This window comes from Pseudomonas sp. GW822-FHT03F04, assembly GCF_058801405.1.
Genome location: NZ_JBXANF010000016.1, coordinates 1 through 22,953 on the forward strand (window position 1 = coordinate 1; position 22,953 = coordinate 22,953).

At 61.2% G+C, this 22,953-nt stretch carries 21 protein-coding genes; 12 read left to right on the top strand and 9 right to left on the bottom strand.

Annotation, left to right across the window (positions count from 1 at the left end):
• The first annotated feature begins 115 nt into the window (after positions 1-115).
• The 3 genes from AC1RMX_RS28300 to AC1RMX_RS28310 all read left to right on the top strand — a co-directional run bounded on the left by AC1RMX_RS28300 (position 116) and on the right by AC1RMX_RS28310 (position 2,900).
• On the top strand, positions 116-1,015 hold the full coding sequence (locus AC1RMX_RS28300; protein ID WP_493073770.1) for a hydroxymethylglutaryl-CoA lyase: 900 nt from the start codon (positions 116-118) through the stop codon (positions 1,013-1,015).
• A gap of 1,072 nt (positions 1,016-2,087) precedes the next feature.
• Positions 2,088-2,453 (top strand): DUF6124 family protein, encoded by a 366-nt coding sequence (locus tag AC1RMX_RS28305; protein WP_493073771.1) that lies wholly within the window; start codon positions 2,088-2,090, stop codon positions 2,451-2,453.
• A gap of 87 nt (positions 2,454-2,540) precedes the next feature.
• Positions 2,541-2,900, top strand: coding sequence for a DUF6124 family protein (locus AC1RMX_RS28310; RefSeq protein ID WP_096822298.1), 360 nt, complete (start codon positions 2,541-2,543; stop codon positions 2,898-2,900).
• 100 nt (positions 2,901-3,000) lie between these two features.
• On the opposite strand, the gene AC1RMX_RS28315 is transcribed toward AC1RMX_RS28310, so the two are convergent.
• Positions 3,001-4,698: an AMP-binding protein gene (locus tag AC1RMX_RS28315; RefSeq protein WP_493073772.1), complete on the bottom strand. Its 1,698-nt coding sequence runs from the start codon at positions 4,696-4,698 to the stop codon at positions 3,001-3,003.
• Between the two features lie 201 nt (positions 4,699-4,899).
• Between AC1RMX_RS28315 and AC1RMX_RS28320 the strand changes: the two genes are divergently transcribed.
• Genes AC1RMX_RS28320 through AC1RMX_RS28335 form a run of 4 tightly spaced genes read left to right on the top strand, consistent with a single transcriptional unit; the run spans position 4,900 to position 10,461 of the window.
• On the top strand, positions 4,900-6,063 hold the full coding sequence (locus tag AC1RMX_RS28320; RefSeq protein ID WP_102621744.1) for an isovaleryl-CoA dehydrogenase: 1,164 nt from the start codon (positions 4,900-4,902) through the stop codon (positions 6,061-6,063).
• Between the two features lie 12 nt (positions 6,064-6,075).
• A complete protein-coding gene (locus AC1RMX_RS28325) occupies positions 6,076-7,683 on the top strand; it encodes a carboxyl transferase domain-containing protein (RefSeq protein WP_007951515.1) in 1,608 nt (535 codons plus the stop codon).
• Between the two features lie 13 nt (positions 7,684-7,696).
• The gene (locus AC1RMX_RS28330) at positions 7,697-8,512 is read left to right on the top strand and encodes a gamma-carboxygeranoyl-CoA hydratase (protein WP_085712437.1); all 816 of its coding nucleotides are present in this window, start codon (positions 7,697-7,699) and stop codon (positions 8,510-8,512) included.
• On the top strand, positions 8,512-10,461 hold the full coding sequence (locus tag AC1RMX_RS28335) for an acetyl/propionyl/methylcrotonyl-CoA carboxylase subunit alpha (RefSeq protein ID WP_493073774.1): 1,950 nt from the start codon (positions 8,512-8,514) through the stop codon (positions 10,459-10,461). Before AC1RMX_RS28330 ends, AC1RMX_RS28335 begins: the two co-directional genes overlap by 1 nt.
• 39 nt (positions 10,462-10,500) lie before the next feature.
• Here AC1RMX_RS28335 and AC1RMX_RS28340 read toward each other — a convergent pair whose 3' ends face one another.
• Entirely contained in the window at positions 10,501-11,157 is a 657-nt protein-coding gene (locus AC1RMX_RS28340; RefSeq protein ID WP_102621757.1) for a LexA family protein, read from the bottom strand.
• A 129-nt stretch (positions 11,158-11,286) separates the two neighbouring features.
• Here AC1RMX_RS28340 and AC1RMX_RS28345 point away from each other — a divergent pair, with 129 nt between their 5' ends.
• The 3 genes from AC1RMX_RS28345 (at position 11,287) to AC1RMX_RS28355 (ending at position 14,602) form a co-directional block, all read left to right on the top strand.
• Positions 11,287-11,625, top strand: coding sequence for a DUF6124 family protein (locus tag AC1RMX_RS28345; RefSeq protein ID WP_493073775.1), 339 nt, complete (start codon positions 11,287-11,289; stop codon positions 11,623-11,625).
• Between the two features lie 467 nt (positions 11,626-12,092).
• A complete protein-coding gene (locus AC1RMX_RS28350; protein ID WP_096822305.1) occupies positions 12,093-13,244 on the top strand; it encodes a M14 family metallopeptidase in 1,152 nt (383 codons plus the stop codon).
• A gap of 149 nt (positions 13,245-13,393) precedes the next feature.
• Complete coding sequence (locus tag AC1RMX_RS28355) at positions 13,394-14,602, top strand: MFS transporter (RefSeq protein WP_493073777.1); 1,209 nt, start codon at positions 13,394-13,396, stop codon at positions 14,600-14,602.
• A gap of 9 nt (positions 14,603-14,611) precedes the next feature.
• Here the strand turns inward: AC1RMX_RS28355 and AC1RMX_RS28360 are convergent, their stop codons facing one another.
• Positions 14,612-15,157, bottom strand: a complete 546-nt coding sequence (locus AC1RMX_RS28360) for a cytochrome b (RefSeq protein WP_096822307.1) — start codon at positions 15,155-15,157, stop codon at positions 14,612-14,614.
• Positions 15,154-16,248, bottom strand: coding sequence for a catalase family peroxidase (locus tag AC1RMX_RS28365; RefSeq protein WP_493073778.1), 1,095 nt, complete (start codon positions 16,246-16,248; stop codon positions 15,154-15,156). Before AC1RMX_RS28365 ends, AC1RMX_RS28360 begins: the two co-directional genes overlap by 4 nt.
• Positions 16,249-16,405: 157 nt before the next feature.
• Between AC1RMX_RS28365 and AC1RMX_RS28370 the strand changes: the two genes are divergently transcribed.
• A complete protein-coding gene (locus AC1RMX_RS28370; RefSeq protein WP_102621740.1) occupies positions 16,406-16,912 on the top strand; it encodes an RNA polymerase sigma factor in 507 nt (168 codons plus the stop codon).
• Positions 16,909-17,661, top strand: a complete 753-nt coding sequence (locus AC1RMX_RS28375) for an anti-sigma factor family protein (RefSeq protein WP_493073780.1) — start codon at positions 16,909-16,911, stop codon at positions 17,659-17,661. The genes AC1RMX_RS28370 and AC1RMX_RS28375 overlap by 4 nt, the downstream gene beginning before the upstream one ends.
• A gap of 5 nt (positions 17,662-17,666) precedes the next feature.
• On the opposite strand, the gene AC1RMX_RS28380 is transcribed toward AC1RMX_RS28375, so the two are convergent.
• The 5 genes from AC1RMX_RS28380 to AC1RMX_RS28400 all read right to left on the bottom strand — a co-directional run bounded on the left by AC1RMX_RS28380 (position 17,667) and on the right by AC1RMX_RS28400 (position 22,948).
• On the bottom strand, positions 17,667-18,638 hold the full coding sequence (locus tag AC1RMX_RS28380; RefSeq protein WP_096822311.1) for a Csu type fimbrial protein: 972 nt from the start codon (positions 18,636-18,638) through the stop codon (positions 17,667-17,669).
• The gene (locus AC1RMX_RS28385; protein ID WP_493073782.1) at positions 18,635-20,992 is read right to left on the bottom strand and encodes a fimbria/pilus outer membrane usher protein; all 2,358 of its coding nucleotides are present in this window, start codon (positions 20,990-20,992) and stop codon (positions 18,635-18,637) included. The genes AC1RMX_RS28380 and AC1RMX_RS28385 overlap by 4 nt, the downstream gene beginning before the upstream one ends.
• A gap of 108 nt (positions 20,993-21,100) precedes the next feature.
• Positions 21,101-21,883, bottom strand: a complete 783-nt coding sequence (locus AC1RMX_RS28390; RefSeq protein ID WP_192558441.1) for a fimbrial biogenesis chaperone — start codon at positions 21,881-21,883, stop codon at positions 21,101-21,103.
• Between the two features lie 23 nt (positions 21,884-21,906).
• Positions 21,907-22,407, bottom strand: a complete 501-nt coding sequence (locus AC1RMX_RS28395; protein ID WP_096822314.1) for a Csu type fimbrial protein — start codon at positions 22,405-22,407, stop codon at positions 21,907-21,909.
• Positions 22,408-22,411: 4 nt separating this feature from the next.
• The gene (locus tag AC1RMX_RS28400; protein WP_102621735.1) at positions 22,412-22,948 is read right to left on the bottom strand and encodes a Csu type fimbrial protein; all 537 of its coding nucleotides are present in this window, start codon (positions 22,946-22,948) and stop codon (positions 22,412-22,414) included.
• Positions 22,949-22,953 lie beyond the last annotated feature (5 nt).

The following is a 22,953-nucleotide window of genomic DNA, read 5'->3' on the forward strand; positions in this document are numbered from 1 at the left end:
CCCCCCCCCCCCCCCCCCCCCCCCCCCCCCCCCCCCCCCCCCCCCCCCCCCCCCCCCCCCCCCCCCCCCCCCCCCACAAGGGGTCCGCAGGAATTCAAAAGAGCAGGTCAACGCCATGTCCCTCCCCTCCAAAGTACGCCTGATCGAAGTCGGCCCGCGTGACGGCCTGCAGAACGAAGCCCAGCCCATCAGCGTCGCCGACAAGGTGCAACTGGTCGACGCGCTGAGCGCCGCCGGCCTTGGCTATATAGAAGTCGGCAGTTTCGTTTCGCCCAAGTGGGTGCCGCAGATGGCCGGTTCCGCCGACGTATTCGCGCAAATCCAGCGCAAGCCCGGCGTGACCTATGGCGCGCTGGCGCCCAACCTGCGCGGTTTTGAAGATGCGCTGGCCGCCGGGGTCAAGGAAGTTGCGGTGTTTGCTGCGGCATCCGAAGCGTTTTCGCAACGCAACATCAACTGCTCGATCAGCGAAAGCCTCGCGCGGTTCGCGCCGATCATGGAATCGGCGAAACAGCACGGCGTTACCGTGCGCGGTTACGTTTCCTGCGTGCTGGGTTGCCCTTATGAAGGCGAGGTCGCCCCGGAACAAGTCGCCATGGTCGCCCGTGAGTTGTACGCGATGGGCTGCTACGAAGTTTCGCTGGGCGACACCATCGGCACCGGCACTGCTGGCGCCACCCGCCGGCTGTTCGAAGTAGTGTCGAAGTATGTGCCTCGCGAGAAACTCGCCGGCCACTTCCACGACACCTACGGCCAGGCCATGGCCAACATCTACGCCAGCCTGCTGGAAGGCATCGCGGTGTTCGACAGCTCTATCGCCGGCCTCGGTGGCTGCCCGTACGCCAAGGGCGCCAGCGGTAACGTCGCCACTGAAGACGTGGTGTACCTGCTCAACGGCCTGGGCATCGAGACCGGTATCGACCTCGACGCCTTGATTGCTGCCGGCCAACAAATCAGCGCCGTGCTGGGTCGCCCGACGGGTTCGCGCGTGGCCAAGGCTCGTAGCGCACAGTGAGGGCGAAGGTGTTACCGCTGTGTCCGAAACGTGGGCATAGGCGAGTAACACGGAAACAAATTGTCTGGTTTTGCCTGAAGGAAAAATCCTTCAAAAAACTCAAACCATTGATTTACAAGGGTTTTGAAAAGTTGGCACGGCTTCTGCTATCTCTATGGCATAACAAGAATAAAAAGCAGCAAACCAATAAAAATAAGACGTACCGACTCTGACATAACAAAAACAACACGGCAGAGACGCAGCTAACAGATTTTTTTGGAGAAGGTGTGCTTTTCAGGGTGTTCCTCGGAATGACCCGCAACCGGGCAGAGAACAATAAAACTACCTTCAGGTAGCTCCCGAATCGGTTGGATCGCCTAGCGAGAAAGCAGATCAGCGCTCAAAAAAATACGTTTGCTCTTGACCCCGGATGGGGGTCGCCAAAAACAGCGGTAAAGGGCCACGGTTGCCAAAAACAACAACAGACCGACCCTCAATAATAAAAAAGAGCACGCGACGACAAAATTAAAGGGGAGCTTCGGCTCCCCTTTGTGCTTTCTGGCGTTCTGAAATTGTCCGCGACTGATCTACCCCTATCTCGATCTTCCTGCAAGCGCTCACTCGGCAAGATCTCAGTGAGACAATTGATCTTGTGCCTCAACATCCAGCCCCCCCAACACATACAAGTCATCCCAACAAAAACACGGAGGGTTCACGGCTTTCGCTGTGTGTAAACACGGCGCCGCATGCGCGTTTAAATTACACGAACCGTTACGCCATAAGGGCTACAACACCTTGCGTCGTTGCCTACGCGTACGCCAGAATCCGCCGGCTTACGCAGCTTGGAGAGGGCTATATCGTTTCCCTGTCACTGAAAAACAGTGATCGGGTTTGGTAGCCCGTCTGTAATAGCTGTATGGCAACACCGTATGCAGTCCCTTTTGGGGCTCTGTTTTATGGTGGTCATGCGTGGGGCTCATTCGTGAGCGCCGGGTTCCTATTGCAGCCGGTCTACCAACCCGCGTATGGCCGCCACCCATCGTTTGGTAGCGTGGGTGATGGCTCCTTGAAGTCTGCGATAGGAGTTACACGTATGTTCAAAGCCACACCAAACCCACCAGAAACCGATTCAATCCCCTACGACGCCGCACTCGAAGCCGAAAACATAAAAACGGCAACCGAGCGGGCGATCAATCATTACCTCGATCCCGGGGCGCAGAAGACGTCCAAGCCATCGCGCAAGCCCGGCAAGATCTATCTGGTCAATCCAACGGTGGATGACGAAACGCTGCTGGTCGAAGCGTGCGAAACGCTGTCGTCGGCCAGTGACATGGCCCGGGATCTCGGCAACACCGTCGATCCGTCGCAGCGCAAGGCGATGCAGATACTGCAGCAGGTCATCATGCTGAGTGAGCTGCTGGTCAATCGTGTGCTGGATAACCATCACGTCTCGCGGTAGTTGCCGCCTCGGTGAGGGGCTTGTCCCCTCACTGCTTGGCAGCCGTCGATAAAAATCCTCAAGCGACTCTGTCCGGAGTTCCAGCTGATGTCCAAGACCGTCATTCCACCGTTAGAAGATCCGGTGTCCCCCTACGAATTTCCCGATTCAAGAAAACTCCACGACGCCGCCGAACGTGCGCTCGACTATTACCTGACACCCGCAGCCCAGATCATGGCCACGCCCTACACCCCCAACGACATGTTCATGGTCAACCCGCAAACCGACACGGAGTCCTTGCTGGCCAACGCGTGCGAATCCCTCGCGTCAGCCACGGTCATGCTCGGTGACTTTGCCGGCCTGCTGGAAGGGCCGAACCGCAAGACCCTGCTGGGCATTGCGCAAGTGGTGATGTTGGGTGAGTTGGCGGTGAATCAGGCGTTGGAAAATGTAGAAGTAAAGCAATAAGCGCCGCTTTCGAAGCCAGGGTCCGCGCCCTGGCTTCGAAGGCTCTGATCGATATAGAAAGTTGAAACTGTGGGAGCCAAGCCCCCACAGATTGATTCTGTCAGCCCTCGTTATTGCGCAACTCCTCGATACTGATCTCACGCATCCGGAATTTCTGGATCTTGCCCGTCACCGTCATCGGAAACTCCTCTACAAACTTGAAGTAACGCGGCGTCTTGAAGTGGGCGATGCGCTCCTTGCACCACGCTTGCAGCTCTTGTTCGGTGGCGCTGTGGCCGGGATGGAATTTGATCCAGGCGACGATTTCCTCGCCGTAGCGCGAGCAGGGAATGCCGATCACCTGCACGTCCGCCACCGCCGGGTGGGTGAAGAAGAACTCTTCGAGTTCACGCGGGTAAATGTTCTCGCCGCCGCGGATGATCATGTCCTTGTTACGGCCGGCGATGCACACGTAACCCTCGTCGTTCATGCTCGCCAGGTCGCCGGTGTGCATCCAGCCTGCCGCGTCGATGGCTTCGGCGGTGGCCTGCGGGTTGTTCCAGTAGCCGAGCATCACGCTGTAACCACGAGTGCACAGCTCGCCGATGGTGCCGCGTGGTACCGGATTGCCGGCCTCGTCGATGATCTTGCTTTCGAGTTGCGGCTGGGTGCGGCCGACGGTGGTCACGCGCAGTTCCAGTTCGTCCGATGGCCCGGTCTGCAGGGACACGGGACTGGTTTCGGTCATGCCGTAGGCGATCTGCACTTCGCTCATGTGCATTTCGTTGATGACCCGGCGCATCACCTCGATCGGGCACGTGGCGCCGGCCATGATCCCGGTGCGCAGGGTCGACAGGTCGAACTCGGCGCGTTGTGGCTGATCGAGCATGGCGATGAACATGGTTGGTACGCCGTACAACGCGGTGGCCTTTTCTTCGGCGACGGTACTCAGGGTCAGCAGCGGATCGAAGGCATCGTTGGGGTAAATCATCGTGCTGCCGTGGGTGATGCAGCCCAGGTTGCCCATGACCATGCCGAAGCAGTGATACAGCGGCACCGGGATCACCAGGCGATCGGCGGCGGTCAGGCCGAGGCTTTCGCCGACCATGTAACCGTTGTTGAGGATGTTGTAGTGACTGAGGGTCGCGCCCTTGGGGAAACCGGTGGTGCCGGAGGTGTACTGGATGTTGACCGGTTGATCGAAGTGCAGACTATCGCTGCGTTCACGCAATTGTTCTGGAGAGACACTGGCGGCCAGATCTGCCAGTTGCGACCACGGGAGAAAACCCGAAGGCGGTTGTGGATCGAGACTGATCAGACCGCGCAGCTCCGGCAGGCGCTCGCTGCGCAGTTCGCCGATGGATTGCTCGGCCAGCTCCGGCAGCAAGCCTTGCAACATGCCGTGATAGTTCGAAGATTTGAAGGCACCCGCGCAGACCAGCCATTGGCAACCGGATTGCTTGAGCACGTATTCGAGTTCGGAGCTGCGGTAGGCCGGGTTGATGTTGACCAGGATCACGCCGATCTTCGCGGTGGCGAACTGAGTGATGCACCACTGCGCGCAGTTCGGTGCCCAGATGCCGAGCCGGTCACCGGCCTGCAAACCCAACGCCAGCAGGGCTCTGGCATGCACGTCCACCGCGTCGGCCAGTTGCCGCCAGGTGTAACGCTGCTGCTGATGGCGCACCACCAGCGCCTCACCGTCCGGGTACTGCGCGACGGTCTCGTCGAACTTCTGCCCGATGGTCATCGCCAGCAAGGCTTTGTCCTGGGAACCAAGGGTGTAGCTGCGCTGCGGGTTTGCACTGGGTTGATCCATGACGACCCCTATTGTCTTTATTAGTGGGTGTTGGACCGGAGCCATATGAGCTCCGACCATTCAGAACTGGCCCTACTCTCGCTCAAGTTGACGTTAACGTAAAGGGTGATTGACAGCCATTCGTCACAGGCTTACGTTAACGTAAAGGTGAGAACTGAAACGCCCTTCTCCCTACCCTACAAAAAAGCCAAAAGGTGACCCATGAGCTACCCATCCCTGAACTTTGCCCTCGGTGAAACCATCGACATGCTGCGCGATCAGGTTCAGTCCTTTGTCGCCAAGGAGGTCGCTCCGCGCGCCGCGCAGATCGACAGCGACAACCTGTTCCCCGCCGATCTGTGGCGCAAGTTCGGTGACATGGGCCTGCTCGGCATCACCGTACCGGAAGAGTACGGCGGCGCGGGCCTGGGTTACCTGGCGCACGTCGTGGCGATGGAAGAAATCAGCCGCGGCTCCGCTTCCGTGGCTTTGTCCTACGGCGCCCACTCCAATCTCTGCGTGAACCAGATCAACCGCAACGGTAACCACGAACAGAAATCCAAGTACCTGCCGAAACTGATCAGCGGCGAACACGTCGGCGCACTCGCCATGAGCGAACCGAACGCCGGTTCCGACGTGGTCTCGATGAAACTGCGCGCCGAAAAACGCGGCGACCGCTACGTCCTCAACGGCAGCAAGACCTGGATCACCAACGGCCCCGACGCCAACACCTACGTGATCTACGCCAAGACCGATCTGGAAAAAGGCCCGCACGGCATCACTGCTTTCATCGTCGAGCGCGACTGGAAAGGCTTCAGCCGCAGCAACAAGTTCGACAAGCTCGGCATGCGCGGTTCCAACACCTGCGAGCTGTTCTTCGATGACGTCGAAGTGCCAGAAGAAAACATCCTCGGTGTACTCAACGGCGGAGTGAAAGTGCTGATGAGCGGCCTCGATTACGAGCGCGTCGTGCTGTCCGGTGGCCCGACCGGGATCATGCAGTCGTGCATGGACCTGATCGTGCCGTACATCCACGACCGCAAACAGTTCGGCCAGAGCATCGGCGAATTCCAGCTGATCCAGGGCAAAGTCGCCGACATGTACACCCAGCTCAACGCCAGCCGCGCCTACCTCTACGCCGTGGCCCAGGCCTGCGAGCGCAACGAGACCACCCGCAAGGACGCCGCCGGCGTGATCCTTTACACCGCCGAACGCGCCACGCAAATGGCCCTCGACGCGATCCAGATTCTCGGCGGCAACGGTTACATCAACGAATTCCCGGCCGGCCGTCTGCTGCGTGACGCCAAGCTGTACGAAATCGGGGCCGGTACCAGTGAGATCCGTCGCATGCTGATCGGTCGTGAACTGTTCAACGAAACCCGCTAAACGGAGCTGTCCATGGCTATCCTGCATACCCAGCTCAACCCCCGTTCAGCGGAGTTCGCCGCCAACAGCGCGGCGATGCTCGAACAGGTCGACGCCCTGCACACCCTGCTCGCCCAAGTGGCTCAGGGTGGCGGCGCGAAAGCTCAGGAACGTCACACCTCGCGCGGCAAACTGCTGCCGCGTGAGCGGATCAACCGTTTGCTCGATCCGGGCTCTCCGTTTCTGGAAATCAGCCAGTTGGCCGCCCACGCCGTGTATGGCGAAGACGTGCCCGCCGCCGGCGTGATTGCCGGGATCGGCCGCGTGGAAGGCGTCGAGTGCATGATCGTCGCCAACGACGCGACTGTGAAAGGCGGTTCGTACTACCCGCTGACCGTAAAGAAACACCTGCGCGCCCAGACCATCGCCCAGCAGAATCGCCTGCCGTGCATCTATCTGGTGGATTCGGGCGGCGCCAACCTGCCGCGTCAGGACGAAGTGTTTCCGGATCGCGAGCACTTCGGGCGGATCTTCTTCAACCAGGCCAACATGAGTGCCATGGGCATCCCGCAGATCGCTGTGGTCATGGGCTCGTGCACTGCGGGCGGCGCGTATGTGCCGGCGATGGCCGACGAAGCGATCATGGTGCGCAATCAGGCGACGATTTTCCTCGCCGGCCCGCCCTTGGTGAAAGCTGCGACCGGTGAAGTGGTCAGCGCCGAAGACCTCGGCGGTGCCGATGTGCACTGCAAGATTTCCGGGGTCGCCGACCATTACGCCGAAAGCGACGAGCATGCCCTCGCCCTCGCCCGCCGCAGCGTCGCCAACCTCAACTGGCGCAAGCTCGGCGAAGTGCAGCAGCGCGCGCCGATTGCGCCGCTGTACGCCAGCGACGAGTTGTACGGTGTGGTGTCGGCGGACGCCAAGCAGCCGTTCGATGTGCGCGAAGTGATTGCGCGACTGGTCGACGGTTCGGTGTTCGATGAATTCAAGGCGCTGTTCGGTACGACGCTGGTGTGCGGTTTCGCCCATCTGCACGGCTACCCGATCGCGATCCTCGCCAACAATGGCATCCTGTTCGCCGAAGCCGCGCAAAAAGGCGCGCACTTCATCGAACTGGCCTGCCAACGCGGCATCCCGCTGCTGTTCCTACAGAACATCACAGGCTTCATGGTCGGCCAGAAATACGAGGCCGGCGGCATCGCCAAACATGGCGCGAAACTGGTGACCGCCGTGGCGTGCGCCAAGGTGCCGAAATTCACCGTGATCATCGGCGGCAGCTTCGGCGCCGGTAACTACGGCATGTGCGGGCGAGCCTACGATCCGCGCTTTCTGTGGATGTGGCCAAACGCGCGCATCGGCGTGATGGGTGCCGAACAGGCGGCCGGCGTGCTGGTTCAGGTCAAGCGCGAGCAGGCCGAACGCAGCGGCCAGGCGTTCAGTGCCGAGCAGGAAAGCGAGATCAAGCAACCGATTCTCGATCAGTACGAAGAGCAGGGTCACCCCTACTATTCCAGCGCACGGCTGTGGGACGACGGCGTCATCGACCCGGCGCAGACCCGCGATGTGCTGGCTCTGGCCTTGTCCGCGTCGTTGAACGCGCCTATCGAACCGAGCCGCTTCGGCGTGTTCCGGATGTGATCGGGAGAACCTCATGAGCGACTTCAACACCCTCGAATTGCAGAGCGATCCACGGGGTTTCGCGACCCTGTGGCTGAGCCGCGAAGAAAAGAACAACGCGTTCAACGCCGAGATGATTCGCGAACTGATCCTGGCGCTGGACAAAGTCGCCAGCGACGCCAGCCTGCGTTTCCTGCTGGTGCGCGGACGCGGCAAACACTTCAGCGCCGGCGCGGATCTGGCCTGGATGCAGCAATCGGCCGAACTCGATTACCACACCAACCTCGACGACGCCCGGGAACTGGCGGAGCTGATGTACAACCTCGCCAAACTGAAAATCCCGACCGTGGCCGTGGTGCAAGGCGCGGCGTTCGGCGGAGCATTGGGTCTGATCAGTTGCTGCGACATGGCGATTGGCGCGGACGACGCGCAGTTCTGCCTGTCGGAAGTGCGCATTGGCTTGGCGCCGGCGGTGATCAGTCCGTTCGTGGTGCAGGCCATCGGCGAGCGCGCGGCACGGCGTTATGCGCTGACGGCCGAACGTTTCGGCGGGCAGCGGGCGCGGGAAATCGGTTTGTTGTCGGAAAGCTATCCGGCGACCGAGCTTGAACAGAAAGTCGAACAATGGATCGACAACCTCCTGCTCAACAGCCCCGCCGCCATGCGCGCCAGCAAGGATCTGCTGCGTGAAGTCGGCAACGGCGCGTTGACTCCGGCCCTGCGCCGCTACACCGAAAATGCCATCGCCCGCATCCGCGTCAGCCCGGAAGGCCAGGAAGGCTTGCGGGCCTTTCTGCAGAAGCGTCCGCCGAGCTGGCAAGCCGCAACCACCACCAAGGAGCCGCGTTGATGAGCGCACCTGTTCTCACCACCCTGCTGGTGGCCAACCGTGGCGAAATCGCTTGCCGGGTCATGCGTACCGCCAAGGCCCTGGGCCTGACCACCGTTGCCGTGCACAGCGCCACCGACCGGGAAGCGCGGCACAGCCGTGAAGCGGATATCCGCGTCGATCTGGGCGGCAGCAAAGCGGCCGACAGTTATCTGCAAATCGACAAACTGATCGCGGCGGCCAAGGCCAGCGGCGCCCAGGCGATTCATCCGGGTTATGGTTTTCTATCGGAAAACGCCGGGTTTGCCCGCGCCATCGAAGCGGCGGGCCTGATCTTCCTCGGCCCGCCGGCCTCGGCCATTGATGCGATGGGCAGCAAATCCGCCGCCAAGGCTCTGATGGAAACGGCCGGCGTGCCGCTGGTGCCGGGTTATCACGGTGAGGCCCAGGATCTGGACACCTTCCGCGATGCTTGCGAGCGCATTGGCTATCCAGTGCTGCTCAAGGCCACTGCCGGCGGTGGTGGCAAGGGCATGAAGGTCGTTGAAGACGTCAGCCAACTGGCTGAAGCGCTGGCTTCGGCCCAGCGTGAAGCGCAGTCGTCGTTCGGCGATTCGCGGATGCTGGTGGAGAAATACCTGCTCAAGCCGCGTCACGTGGAAATCCAGGTGTTCGCCGATCAGCATGGCAATTGCCTGTATCTGAATGAGCGCGACTGCTCGATTCAGCGTCGGCACCAGAAAGTCGTCGAAGAAGCACCGGCACCGGGCTTGAATCCGGAACTGCGTCGGGCGATGGGTGAAGCGGCGGTACGTTCGGCGCAGGCTATCGGTTACGTCGGCGCCGGCACGGTGGAGTTTTTGCTGGACGCTCGCGGCGAGTTTTTCTTCATGGAGATGAACACGCGGCTGCAGGTCGAACACCCGGTCACCGAGGCCATTACCGGGCTCGATCTGGTGGCGTGGCAGATTCGCGTTGCTCGTGGCGAAGCGTTGCCGATCACTCAGGATCAGGTGCCGCTGAACGGGCATGCGATTGAAGTGCGGCTGTATGCGGAAGATCCTTCCAATGATTTCCTGCCGGCTACCGGACGCCTCGATCTGTATCGCGAATCCACCGTTGGACCGGGGCGCCGCGTTGATGCGGGCGTTGAGGAAGGCGATGAGATTTCGCCGTTTTATGACCCGATGCTCGGCAAGCTGATTGCCTGGGGCGAGGATCGTGAGCAGGCGCGGTTGCGGCTGCTGAGCATGCTCGATGAGTTCGCGATTGGCGGGTTGAAGACCAACATCAACTTCCTGCGGCGGATTATCGGTCATCCGGCGTTTGCGGCGGCGGAGCTGGATACCGGGTTCATTCCTCGCTATCAGGAACAGCTACTGCCAGCGCCTGTCGCGCTGAGCGATGAATTCTGGGATGCGGCGGCGCAGGCTTTTGCGCAGAGTTTGCCGGGGATGACTCGGGAAGATGATCCGGCCTCGCCTTGGGCGCTTCACAGCGGCTTGCGCGCGGGGTTGCCACGTGAAATCACTCTGCATTTAAGTTGCGAGGGGCAGGATCGGGCGCTCACGCTCGGTGCTGGCGGCAATGCAAAATTGATCGGCGAGCAACTGGTGATCGAGCGCGATGGTTTGCGTCGTCAACTGCGTGCGATTCGTCATGGAGAAGTTCTGTATCTGCAATGGGATGGCGAATTGCGGCGCGTTGAAACGTACGACCCGATCAGTGCTGTCGAAGCCAGTCACAGCCATCAGGGTGGTCTGACTGCACCGATGAACGGCAGCATCGTACGGGTGCTGGTGGAGGCTGGGCAAACGGTTGAAGCCGGCGCTCAACTGGTGGTGCTGGAAGCGATGAAGATGGAACACAGCATCCGCGCACCCCATGCCGGTGTGATCAAGGCGCTGTATTGCCAGGAAGGCGAAATGGTCAGCGAAGGCAGCGCGCTGGTCGAGCTGGAAGAAGCTTGAAAGGTGGATCGATCCTACGCCTGGCGAGGATCGATCTGACTAGTACTTGGCCGATGCCTGAACCACGACACCGATAATTCGGCACTCGTCGGTAAACACGGCTTTCGGCCAGGTCGGATTGAGCGGCATCAGGTAACGCTGGCCGCCCTCTTCGATCAGTTTGCGGAAAATCGCTTCATCACTGTCCTGCCACTGGGCGATCACCAGTTTGCCGGGCTCCGCCTCCACCGCCGGATCCACCAGGATCAGCATCCCCTCGCCGATGCTCTGCCCGGTTGGTGCGGTCATCGAGTTGCCCATTACCGTGAGCCAGAATGCCGGGCCACGGGCATGGTAATCCGTCAGTTCGAAACGTCGCTTGTCCTTGCCGCTCGAATACGCCGGTTGGGCTTCACGGGCCTCGATCGGGGTTTTCCAGTCGCTGACCGGATAGCGGAAGTAAGGGTTGTACTTCTGCGCCAGAGGCATTTCGTCGTCCTTGTCGACTTGCGGTTCGCGGATCACTACCGCGACTTCGAGAAACTCCATGCCCAGCGCTTTCAGCACGCGGTTCATCTGCGTGATGCCGGGCTCACGGCGTTTGTTCAGCCAATGGCCGATACCGCCCTGAGACATGCCGACGCGCTCGCCGAGTTCGACTTGAGTGACGTTGAGTTCACTCATTTTGGCCTTGACCAACTCAATCCATTTATCCATGTGCGGCACCATACGTGCCCGTCCCGGGCCATCAAAACACATATTGTAGTATTTAAATTCTGGTCACAAATACTCTAGGTACTATTCTTGGATCACGGATTTGAATCGACCAAGGAGTGACCTTTCACCATGAACATCACCAGCAAAGACCTGCCCGACCTGCAAATGGACACCACCTTCACGTCTGCGCAAGGTTGCGCCGCTGCGCAGCGGGCATTGGACTATTACTTGAAACCGGCTGTGTCAGAACCGGATGTGGAAGAACGTTTTTTCGGCGTGAACAGCAACCTGAGTGGCGAAGAATCCCTGGTCCACGCCTCGGATTTGCTGCGATGTGCAGCGGCCACGGCATTCAAGGCAGCAGACGGCTTGCAGGGTGTCAGTCGGGATTTGGCTTTTTCGGTCGTGCACATGGTGGACATGGCACGAGCGATGGTCGATCACTCGCTCGATGCCGGTGTTCGCTGAAGACGGACGGGAAAGAATTTTCCAATCGAGCAGATAAAAACGTTTGACTTGCAAATGATAATGATTATTATTGCATGCAGCTGATCGCGAGATCAGTCGATGGACCAGAGACCTTAGGTCGGTCTTCTGGACTATCTCCTCATCAGGCTAATCACGGTTTTTGACCCGGCTTTTTGCCGGGTCTTTTTTTTGCCAGTTTTCTGGCTTGTGGCTTCAGGCTAATGAAGTCTTTGGGTGCTGCAAATTCGATGGCGCGGATAATATCAAAAGAATATCGCTTGGCAAGAGAACCCCGCCCGCGTTAGGGAAAAGTAATGCCAATTAGCACTTGAGAATCAATCGCACAGCTACTAAGCTGCATCCGCGTCATGGAGGACGCCCCCCGCCACACCCCGCAATTTCCCTCGGTTTCACCCCTGTCTTGCGTGTAAAGTAGCCGCCATAAAAATCATATTCAGGAACCGATTATGACCGTGGCCAAATCTTCGTTCGACATCAGCGCCAACTTCGACAGCGGCAACATCCAAGTCATCGACATCAGCAACCCGCTCAGCCCGGTTCTGGCGATTCGGCCAGATACCCGCAGCGCCCACTTCCAGTGGTTCCACTTCAAGGCCAGTGGCCTGCATGTTCATCAGGAACACTGGTTCCGCCTGGTCAACGCCAGCCAGTCCTCCTACAACAAAGCCTGGACCGGCTATCAGGCCGTCGCTTCCTACGACCACGTCAACTGGTTCCGCATTCCGACCCAATTCGAAGGCGACAGCCTGCGTTTCTGCCTTGAAGCCGAGCAGACTCACGCCTGGTTCGCCTACTTCGAACCCTACAGCCGTGGCCGTCATGACTGGCTGATCGAGCAAGCGCTGACCAAGGCCGGCACCGAGCTGCTGGCCACTGGCAAAAGCGTCGAAGGCCGTGATATTCAACTGCTGCGCAAAGGCACTGGCGCTGAAGGCCGACGCAAGATCTGGATCATCGCCCAGCAGCATCCCGGCGAGCACATGGCCGAGTGGTTCATGGAAGGCGTGATCGAGCGTCTGGAGCATCACAACGATCCAGTGCTGAACAAGTTGCTGGAAAGTGCCGATCTGTACCTGGTGCCGAACATGAACCCGGACGGTGCCTTCCACGGCCACCTGCGCACCAACGCCATGGGCCAGGACCTGAACCGCGCCTGGCAGAACGCCAGTCAAGAAGTCAGCCCTGAAGTCCTTTTCGTACAGCAGCAAATGGAAAAGTACGGCGTCGATCTGTTCCTCGACGTACACGGCGATGAAGAAATCCCCCACGTGTTCACTGCCGGCTGCGAAGGCAATCCGGGCTACACCCCGCGGATCGAGAAACTCGAAGAACACTTCCGCAGCCACCTGAAACACACCACCAAAGATTTCCAGACAAAGTACGGCTACACCCGCGACGAACCGGGCCAGGCCAACATGACCCTGGCCTGCAACAGCGTCGGCCAGAAGTTCGACTGCCTGTCGCTGACCCTGGAAATGCCGTTCAAGGATCACGATGACGCACCGAACCCGCTCACCGGCTGGTCGGGCCAACGCTCGAAACAGTTGGGCAAAGACGTGCTGACCACCATCGCCGACATGGTCGACACCCTGCGCTGATCCCCCCCTGTTTTTCGCCACATGAAAGATCGCAGCGTGTCTGCGATCTTTTTTTTGCGCTGCACTTTTATCCAACCAGGTTGCAAAACAAAACCAGATTACTTACCGTCAATCCAGTTTTAATTTAAAACCTGAAAAGGAATCGGGACATGAAAGCTCAAACACTCGGCAGCGGCGTGGTGTTGCTGTTCGCCATCGCTTGCGGCCTGGCGGTGGGTAACGTGTATTACGCTCAACCGCTGTTGGATGCCATGGCCGCAGCGTTCAACCTGTCGCCCGCCAGTATCGGCATCGTCATCACGCTGACCCAGGTCGGCTACGGCGTCGGGCTGATACTGCTCGTGCCGCTCGGCGATCTGCTCAACCGTCGGCGCTTGATTGTCACGCAAACCCTGTTGTCCGCCGCGGCATTGCTGATGATCGCGCTGGCAACCAGCAGCACCTGGCTGCTGATCGGCATGACCCTGACCGGTCTGCTCGCCGTCGTCACTCAAGTGCTGGTGGCCTATGCCGCAACCCTGGCCATCCCGGCGCAACGCGGACACGTCGTCGGCGTCATCACCAGCGGCATCGTGGTCGGCATTTTGCTCGCGCGCACTGTGGCCGGCGGGATGGCGGATCTGGCCGGTTGGCGGGCGATTTATCTGTTGTCCGCAGGGCTGACGCTGGTCATGGCGTTGCTACTGTTTCGCGTGCTGCCCAAGGACGAGAGCCCGCAACCGGCAACGTCCTATACAGCGCTGATCGCCTCGGTGTTCCGGTTATTCCAAGAGGAACCGGTACTGCGACAACGGGCGATTCTGGCCCTGTTGACCTTCGCCAGCGCCATGGTCCTGTGGACGCCGATGGTTCTACCGCTCGCCGCCCCGCCACTGTCGCTTTCCCACAGCGAAATCGGATTGTTCGGACTGGCCGGCGCGGCTGGCGCACTGGCGGCTGCAAGAGCTGGGCGCTTGGCGGATAGAGGGTTCGGCCAATGGGTCAGCGGCCTGTCCTTGCTGCTGATGCTCGGCTCATGGCTGCCGATTGCCTTTACCCAATCCTCGTTGTGGGCGCTGCTGCTAGGCGTGATCACTTTGGATCTGGGCCTGCAAGCTGTGCACGTCACCAGCCAGAGCATGATCTACAGCGTCCGCCCGCAGGCACAAAGCCGACTGACCGCCGGCTACATGCTGTTTTACTCGATTGGCAGCGCCGTGGGCTCAATCGCCTCGACGGCCATGTACGCCTGGGCAGGATGGCCGGGTGTCTGCTGGTTGGGTGCCGGAATCAACATGGTCGCGTTGTTGTACTGGTGGCGAACGCTCGCACCGCAAAAACGTGGCGAGCAGACTTGCTCCCTCGCCACGCCAGATTAACGTCCGTGGTCAGTCGCGACTCCGTCCCCGCAGCATGCTGTCGAGCACCTCGTCACGGCGCACCCAACCATGGAACAGCGCCGCCGCCAGGTGCAGCAACACGGTCAGAAACAACAGATACGCCAGATAACCGTGTGCTTTGCGCAACAGCGCAAACACCTGGGCATCCGCCGGCAGGATCGATGGCAATTGCAACGAATGGCCAAGCATCACCGGATCCCCCGCCGCGCTGATCATCGCCCATCCCAGCAGCGGCAACACCAGCATCAGCGCGTACAACAACACATGCGACGCCTTGGCCGCCATCACCTGCCAACCCGGCAAGTCCTCCGGCAGTGGCGGCTGACGCGTGCCCAGTCGCACCAGAATGCGCACGATCACCAGCAACAGGATCGCGATACCCAGCGGTTTGTGCAGGTTGATCAGCCATTCATGCCGCGCCGATACCGAGGTCACCATGCCGGCGCCGATAAACAGCATGGCGATGATCATCAGCGCCATCAGCCAGTGCAGCAGTCGCGCCAGCGGATTGAAATGCGTCGGTGGCGTTCTCATGGGCGAGCCTCCTGTTTGGCGGCGGGCAGTTGGCTGACTTCGCTGGTGCGACGCAGGTAGGAATCGGCGTAACCGGCTGAACGAGCGGCGAGCAGCGGGTCGTCGGAACCTTCAATCCCGGCGGGCAGGACCAGTGGGTCGTAGTTGATGTCACGGCATTCGCCGCTGAGCTGCGGCTGAGTCTTTTCCAGCACCAGGGTGCCGGCGTTCAGCACTTTGCGACCGGCAGGCCAGGCCTTGCTCGCGTCGTTCACCGGATCGTCGGCGTTGGCCAGGGTGATGTTCAACTGAAAACGCAGCGGTCCTTCGGCCAGGTGTTGCACCAGATCCTTCTCCAGAAAGTCGCTGCCTTCCGGCGCCGAGGCCCCCGCGGGATCCTGCGCCAATGGCGTCATGCTCCAGCGCACGGCTTGCTTCTTGCCGCTGGCATCGACCAGATAGAACGCGTTGACACTGTTGTAGGTTTCCGTGACATAGCTGGCCGAAGGCTTGGCGCCCTTTATCCAGGTCAGGAACGGTACGGCTTCCGGGTGCGAGGCAAAGAACGCCGGGACCTTGGTCGGGTCCGGTTTGCCGGTCGCCGGATCCGGCGATTGCGCCTGCTGCAATTGATAGAACGCCTCGGGCGTGCCGACCGGGAACACCGGCATGCTGTTCATCCCGGTACGCCACTGCTGGCCGTTGGCCTGAGTGAAACGCAGCGCCAGGCTGCGAATCGGTACGGCGCTGTCCGGTGCATAAGGACTGCCCGCCGGCAACGCAAATCGCCCGACCACCGCTGTGCGTGGCTCGTTGAACACCTGCGCAACGGAGAACGGCCGCGCTTCACCGCTGCTCTCGAAATGTCCGATCACACACACGCCCTTGGCGTGGTTGCGGCGAAACCCGGGATGCACGCCGTTGTTCTTTTCCAGCACATCGACCAACGCCTTTGGCGTCAGGCGTTGTGGGTCAAACGAGCCATGAACGTAGGCAAACGCCCCGGCCACTGCTGCGACCACCACGGCGATACCGCCAAGACGCAACACCAGGCTCGCGGCACTCAGTGGCGGGCGTTGTGGCCCGCCGGGCGGTGAGCTGCGATCAACCATGAAAGACTCCAGGGCCATCGGCCACAAGTAGGAAGAATCAGCAAGACGCACGCCATCAGGATTTATTCCACGGCCCGGTATTTATTTTTCCGAGCGTGGAATAACCTCGAATGCCGGGCGTCTTCCTAGTCCACAGCGTAGTGACTAGCAGAACTTCATGAGCGAATTCGACGAACAACTGAGAGAAATCATTCCCAGATTGCGGCGCTTTGCTGTGTCGTTGACGCGCAACGGCAGCAGCGCCGATGACCTGGTGCAGGCCAGCCTGGAGCGCGCCCTGTCCAGTTGGGGTGACAAACGCGCCGAGGGCGATCTGCGCGCGTGGCTGTTTTCGATCCTGTATCGCCAGTTCCTTGATGCGCACCGACGCTCTCGGCGCTACGCGCGGATGCTCGAATTCTTCACCGGCCGCGATGACGCCGAACCCTCGGTAGAACGCACCGTGATTGCCCAATCGACCCTGCAAGCCTTCGATCGTCTACCCACCGAGCAGCGCGCCCTGCTGTTGATGGTGTCGGTGGAAGGCTTGACCTATAAGGAGGTCGCCGAGATCCTCGACGTCCCCACCGGCACCGTGATGTCGCGCCTGTCCCGCGCCCGCCAGGCTTTGCGCCAGCTCAGCGACGGCGAAATCAGCAGCCCTTCCTTGCGGATACTCAAATGATCAGCCTGCCCCCCAGCGAGCGTGATTTGCACGCCTACATCGACCACCAGCTCAGCGACGCCGACCGGCGTGTGCTGGAAAACTGGCTGGCCAGCCACCCCGACGACGCCGCATTGATCCGCGCCTGGCAACAGGATGCCCAGCACCTGCGCGCCGCCCTCGGTGGCGCCCTGCAACAACCGGTCAACCCGGATCTGGACCCGGCACTGATCCGCCAACGGCTCAAGCATCGATCGCGCCGACAATGGGCCAGCGCAGCCGTGTTGCTGATAGCGGTCAGCATCGGCGGTATCAGTGGCTGGCAAGCCCGGGAAATAACCTTTGTGCGCACGGTTGCGCCCATGACCGATGCCTTGCAGGCGTACCGTTTGATCGCCCAGCAAGGGATTCTGCCGGCGGACTACAAGGTCGGCGGCGAAGGTGACATGCAGCGCTGGCTCGACCGTTACTTCACCCAGGCCAATCGCCTGCCGGACCTGACGGCGGCGGGTTTCCGACCGGTCAGCGGTCGCCTGCTGAGCACCGAAGAAGGTCCCGCGGCGATGGTGATGTATGAGGATCGCGCCGGGCACAAAGTAAGTTTCTACGTGCGCCCGCCCGGGCCGAAAAACACCTTCCTGCCACGCGGTAGCCGACTCGACGGGGATTTACAGGCCGAATACTGGTCCGGCGAAGGTTACAACTACGCGATGGTCAGCCCGACCGACACCCCGGCAGCGCAGCTCCTCAAGCAGACCGTGCGCTTCTGATCGGATCAGAAGCCGACATCCAGTACCACGTTGTCCAGATAGGTGCCGGCGGGCGGCGTGGTCTGATCGGTGTAGATCTTCGCGTTGTAGTTGAAGATCTGGCTGCCGGTGCCCAAACCATTGCCAGGATTGACCTCGGCATCGCTGCTGGCCCGTCGCTCCGCACCGACACTGCCCCAGCGAGTGGTGCCGGCGCTTTTGAAAATGTCGTAGGCCAGGTAATTGCTGCCGGAAATCATTCGTCGTCGACCGCCGACACTGACCGCGTTCTGTCCATCGTTCAAACCCACGGTATAGGCGCTGCCCTTGGTGCAGGCCAGGTTGATGGTCTGACCGGTCACCGGGGTAAACGCACTGATCACCGGGGCGCTGCCGAAGGCGATGTTGGGCGCAGTGATGGTGCAATCGTTGGCCACTGTCAGGTTCACTGTCAGCGTCGTGGTGCCGCTACCGATATCGCGCCCCAGACACACCGAGCCGATGCCAATCCCGGAGCAGTAGTTCCAGTTCCAGAAAATGCTCAGGGTTTCGGTATACACCCCGGCTGCTACGTTGCTGCCGATGGTGGTGCCGAAGTACAGCGGCACGGTTTTCGGCACCGTACCACCGAGCAATCCGAGCGCATCGATGATGCCGTTGCGGGCGAAGTCGTAGGCCGTGCCGCGGGTCAGCGGATAACTGGTGCTGTTGTTGGCGTAGATCGTGTAGCCGATGACGTCGCCGGTCGGCCCGAGCAAACCACTCTGGGTCGAAGTCACCGTGGCCCAGAAGTGGTCGCTGGTGCTCAGCAAGGACAGTAGCGAGCCCGTACAGCTCAAACCACCGTTCAGCGTGGAACTGGGTTGCGAGGTCGTGCGGACCGCAATCGAACTGATCGTGCCGAACGCGGCCGGTGTGGTGGTGACCACCGAACACAGCGCCTGCGCCGCCCCCGGCAACGTCAGCACCAGCCACAGACAGAGCCGAACCCTCGTCATTGGCACACCAACGGACCGATCAGCGGCACCTGATCCTGTTGCAGATCCACATTGAACTGCGCCTGACAGGTCTTGCCATCCGCCAGGGTCACCCTCAGCGAGTTCTGCGCCTGCAGGTTTTCCAGGTAGACCAGCCCATCCCAGCCCACCACCGTTCGCGTGCCGCTTTCCTCGTGCAATACGCCGCTGCCCAGCGGCAGTTCCTGTTGCTGCGCATCCACCAGGACGATGCTCGCAGCAATCACCCGGCTCAGCGGAAACTCCAGCAGATAACCGCTGCCACGGCGCACGGCAATGCGCTGTTCAACATTCGGGCTGCGCACGTTGGCCGGCAGGTTCAACGGATCGATTTCGTATTTGCCTCGGTAGTAGGCACTGCTCCACGGCACCAGCAAGTGGCCGTTGCGATCCGTCTGACCGACCTGCTGATTCTCGTAACGCACCGGAACATCCGCATAACCATCGGTACTGACCACCACGAAGGCATCGTCGATGCGGTTGGCCGCAAACACTTGATGATCCATCCACACCAGCGAACCGCTGGCATCGGCCCAGCGGGTTTCCGCATCCGAGGTGCCGTAGACACCGGCCTGCAACTGCACCGATTGCAGACGCCAGGTCACATCGGCCTGACGGTAATCAGGCCCGTCGCCGTTGGCATAACCGAGATTGAAACCTACCCCGCCCTGGGACGGCACGGCACGGCTGTAGTTGACGCGTTGTTGCGTCTGCCCGGTCTTGCTGCGCTCGCTGCTGATGGCCAGGCTGCCGCGCAGATCGAACGGGATCACCAGTTGCGCCTGCACCGCCCAGTTGGCATCGCCGATTTCGCGGTTGGCCGACAGGTAGAAACTGCTGTTGTGCCATAACGGCTTGCTCCAGCTCAGGTTGAGCAACCGCGTGCGGGTATCGTCCGCCGCCCGGATATCGAAGTAACCGACACCCAGACTGCCCCACCGCTCAAGGTTCAGGCTCAGGGTCGCCTGCTCGCTACGCTTGCTGAGGCTGGTGTAAGGACTGTCGACCACCGTGAGGTCGGCGTACTGGTCGCGGCGTTGCAACCGTTGCCAGGAAAAGCTGAAACGCTGAGCGCTGTACTGATAACCGAGACTGAGTTGTTGACCACCGTCACCGTCGAAACGGCTCTGGCTGATCGCACTGTTGAGGACCCCGAAATTGCCCAGCCGCAGATTGCCACCGAGCCCGCCGAGGGTCAGTGAATCGGCCGCTTCGGCGTGGCTTTCCAACGTGAAGCTGTCGCTGATGCCATAGCGCAGGCTGCCCGACGTCACGCCCGGCCCGTAGCTGAAATCCTTCAACCCATAGTCACGTCGCAGCGTACCGGCGCTGACCGAAAAATCGCTCAAGCCCTTTTGCAACAGGCTGCTGGTGACATAGAAAGGCACGGTGGTCGATACCTGCCGCCCCAACGCATCGGTGGTCACCACCACGGCTTCGCCCGCACCGTTGATGAACGGAATGTTGGTCAGCGTGTACGGCCCCGGCTGCAAATCGGTGCTGCTGGACTTGTAGCCATTGATGAACAGGTCCACCGAGGACGGCACCGCCGCTTCACCGGCGAACTGCGGCAGCGGATAAGTCACCAGGTCCGGGCGCACCGCAAAATCCCGGGAGAACTGCACGCCGCCCAGACGCACCGAGCTGCTCCACGGCAAGGCGCCGCTGACCACGTCCCCCGCCTCGTAGGTCAGCATCCGCTCATCATCGGAGAAGCGCCATGTGGTGTCGTAGCGCAGATACCCGTTGCTCAGCGTGCTGACCGAATCCCCCGACAAGGTGCGCCGGTACTGCCCGGTGTTGGACAGCGTGCCCCAACTGTCGAACACCCGCACCTCGTTCCATGCCGCCAGATAAGTCCCGGCGTCATCGGTGTCGTTGAGGTACAGGTCATAGTTGAACAACGCGCCGAAACTGCTCAGCGCCGGGGTGCGCGGGTAGACCTGACGGTTACCGATGAATTGCTCCGGCAGCCAGTCCGGCGGCACGTCGAGCAACAGTCGCTGGCTGACGCTGTCGTAGTCGCTGTGCAGCCCCGGCAGACCGTCGAGATCGACTTCAGCCCCCGCACTCTCGGGCAGTTTCATACCGGTGTCACGCAACACACTGGCCGGCAGGAACAACCGCCCGCCGCGCTGCTCCACCGCCACCACCCGACCGGTATTCATCTGGTTGACCACCAGTTCCAGAAACAACTGAGCATCGCTGACGGCCTCCATGCCGCTGGGAGGCGGCGGCAGTTCGCCGGCCCCGGATGGATGAATGAACATCAGGCAACACGCGCCGGTGACAAGCCACAACGGACGCTGAATACGGCGAGCCCATCCCGGACTCATTAGCGTGTTTCGTCCGTCAATGGACTGGTTCCTCCTGAAACCGCTGTTGCCCGCCGGCCAATCGCTTGCCTGGCGGCCCCGCACTACCCGACCCGCAGGCCGCCATCGCTACTTCGCCGGAGCGATGCTCTGCACTTGTGCTGCGCCATTGATCCGTCCCGCCAGTTCCCCCGCCACAGGTCCCGGCGCCGGCCAGCGCATCACCGCGCCGGGCAACACATAACCCAACAGCCCTTCCGCCAGCGGCTTGCTCTGCCCGCCCTGTTTGAGCGCAACATCGGTCAAGCGCGCATGCACCGCGCCCTGATTGCGCACCTCCACATAAGGCCGGCCATCCACCGCCACCGTGCGCCAGCTCAATTGCGGCAGGCCGATGCCTTTGGGATCACGCTGACGCGTCGTGTCTTCCTTGCTCCACAGCCCCGCGCCGTAGGCGAACAGGGGCACCGAATAGCGCATCTGGAAGCGGATCGCGGCGGCGGTTTTCCCGGCGTCGGCGGCAGGCGGCTGGGCCGAGGGAATTTCGTCGATGATGATCCGGTAGGCCAGTTCCTGGCCGGGCGGGACTTCTCTGGTCCGGGTCAGTCGCACCAGTTGCTTCTGCCCCGGCTCGATCTTCGCCACCGGTGGACTGCCGATCACGTCACGCTGGTTCTGGTATTGCTCCTGGAAACCGTTCTGGCTCCAGCCGAACACGCGGATCTGCAGGTTGGCGGTTTCGCTGCCACGATTCTCCAGCCACAGCGCACTGGCCTGCTGATCGGCTTCGAGCACCGGGTCGATCGGCCAGATCAGCACCGAACTGGCCGCCTGCGCCTTGACCGCAGCGAGCAGAGCCCACATCAACATCGCGCAACGCACGAGCCATGGCCGTGACGTGATAAACCCCATAAACCCGCTCCTTGAGCCTTGCATCACCACGACAGCTGCACCTGCAACACGTCGCTGTATGTCCCCCCAGGCTGATTGCCCGGCAATTGCACCTGACCGTAGATCGGCAGGCTGATGTTGTTGGCGTCGCTATAGGCGACCGCCACGGTCTGGCCGATGCCCAGACTCTGGCTGTAGGCCGCATCGCGAAACAGCGCATACGCCACCTTCGCACTGCCGCCACTGATCTGCATGCGTCGCCCGCCGCTGTTGTACTGACCGCCATCGACCGTCATGTTCAGCGTCACCCCCGGCGTGCATTGCAACTGCACGCCACCGGTCAATGCCACTTGCACCGTGCCGGTGGCCAGGGCGGAACTCGAGCCGAAATTCAGCCCGCCATAGTTCGACACGCCCCCCACCACCAGGCAGCCCGGTGTGATCGTCGCGCTGACCTGAAAGCTCTGGCTGGTCACCGCCGCCAGCGGCAACGGCACAGCCCCCGCGCACAGCACCAGCAGCGCCGCACAGCCATGCCGGCCCATGGCACTAGAACGTCAGTTCAACGGAAATGGTGTCGGTGTAAGTGCCCGCCGGCAGGCCGGCCTTGCCCACCGCCTGACCGTAGATGTTCACGGTCTGCGCCACACCGGTGCTGGCGGCGAGGTTGATCACGCCGTCGATGGCCAGCAATTGCGAGTGCCCGGCATCGGTGTACAAGTCGTAAGGCACATAGTTGGCGACACCGTCGTACAGCGCGCGGGTGCCGCCGGGCGACAACCCGTCATGGGCACCGGCCCGCACCTTGACCGTCGGCGTGGTGCCGGCAGAGCAGAGAATCGACAACGCCCCGCCACCGCCGCCCAGCACTTGCCCGGTGGCCGTGGTGAACAGGCTGTTGGCGGTGCCGAAGTTCAAGGCACCGAAGTTCAGACCGGAGGACCCGCCGGAACCGTTGACCTGGCAACTGCTGATCAGGATCAGGCTGGAGGTGATCTGACCGGTGACCGTGGTGGCGGCGTTGACGCTGGAGGCCAGCGTCAGGCCGAGCAACGACAAACCTATCCTTGATGCAATCGTACGCATGGTGT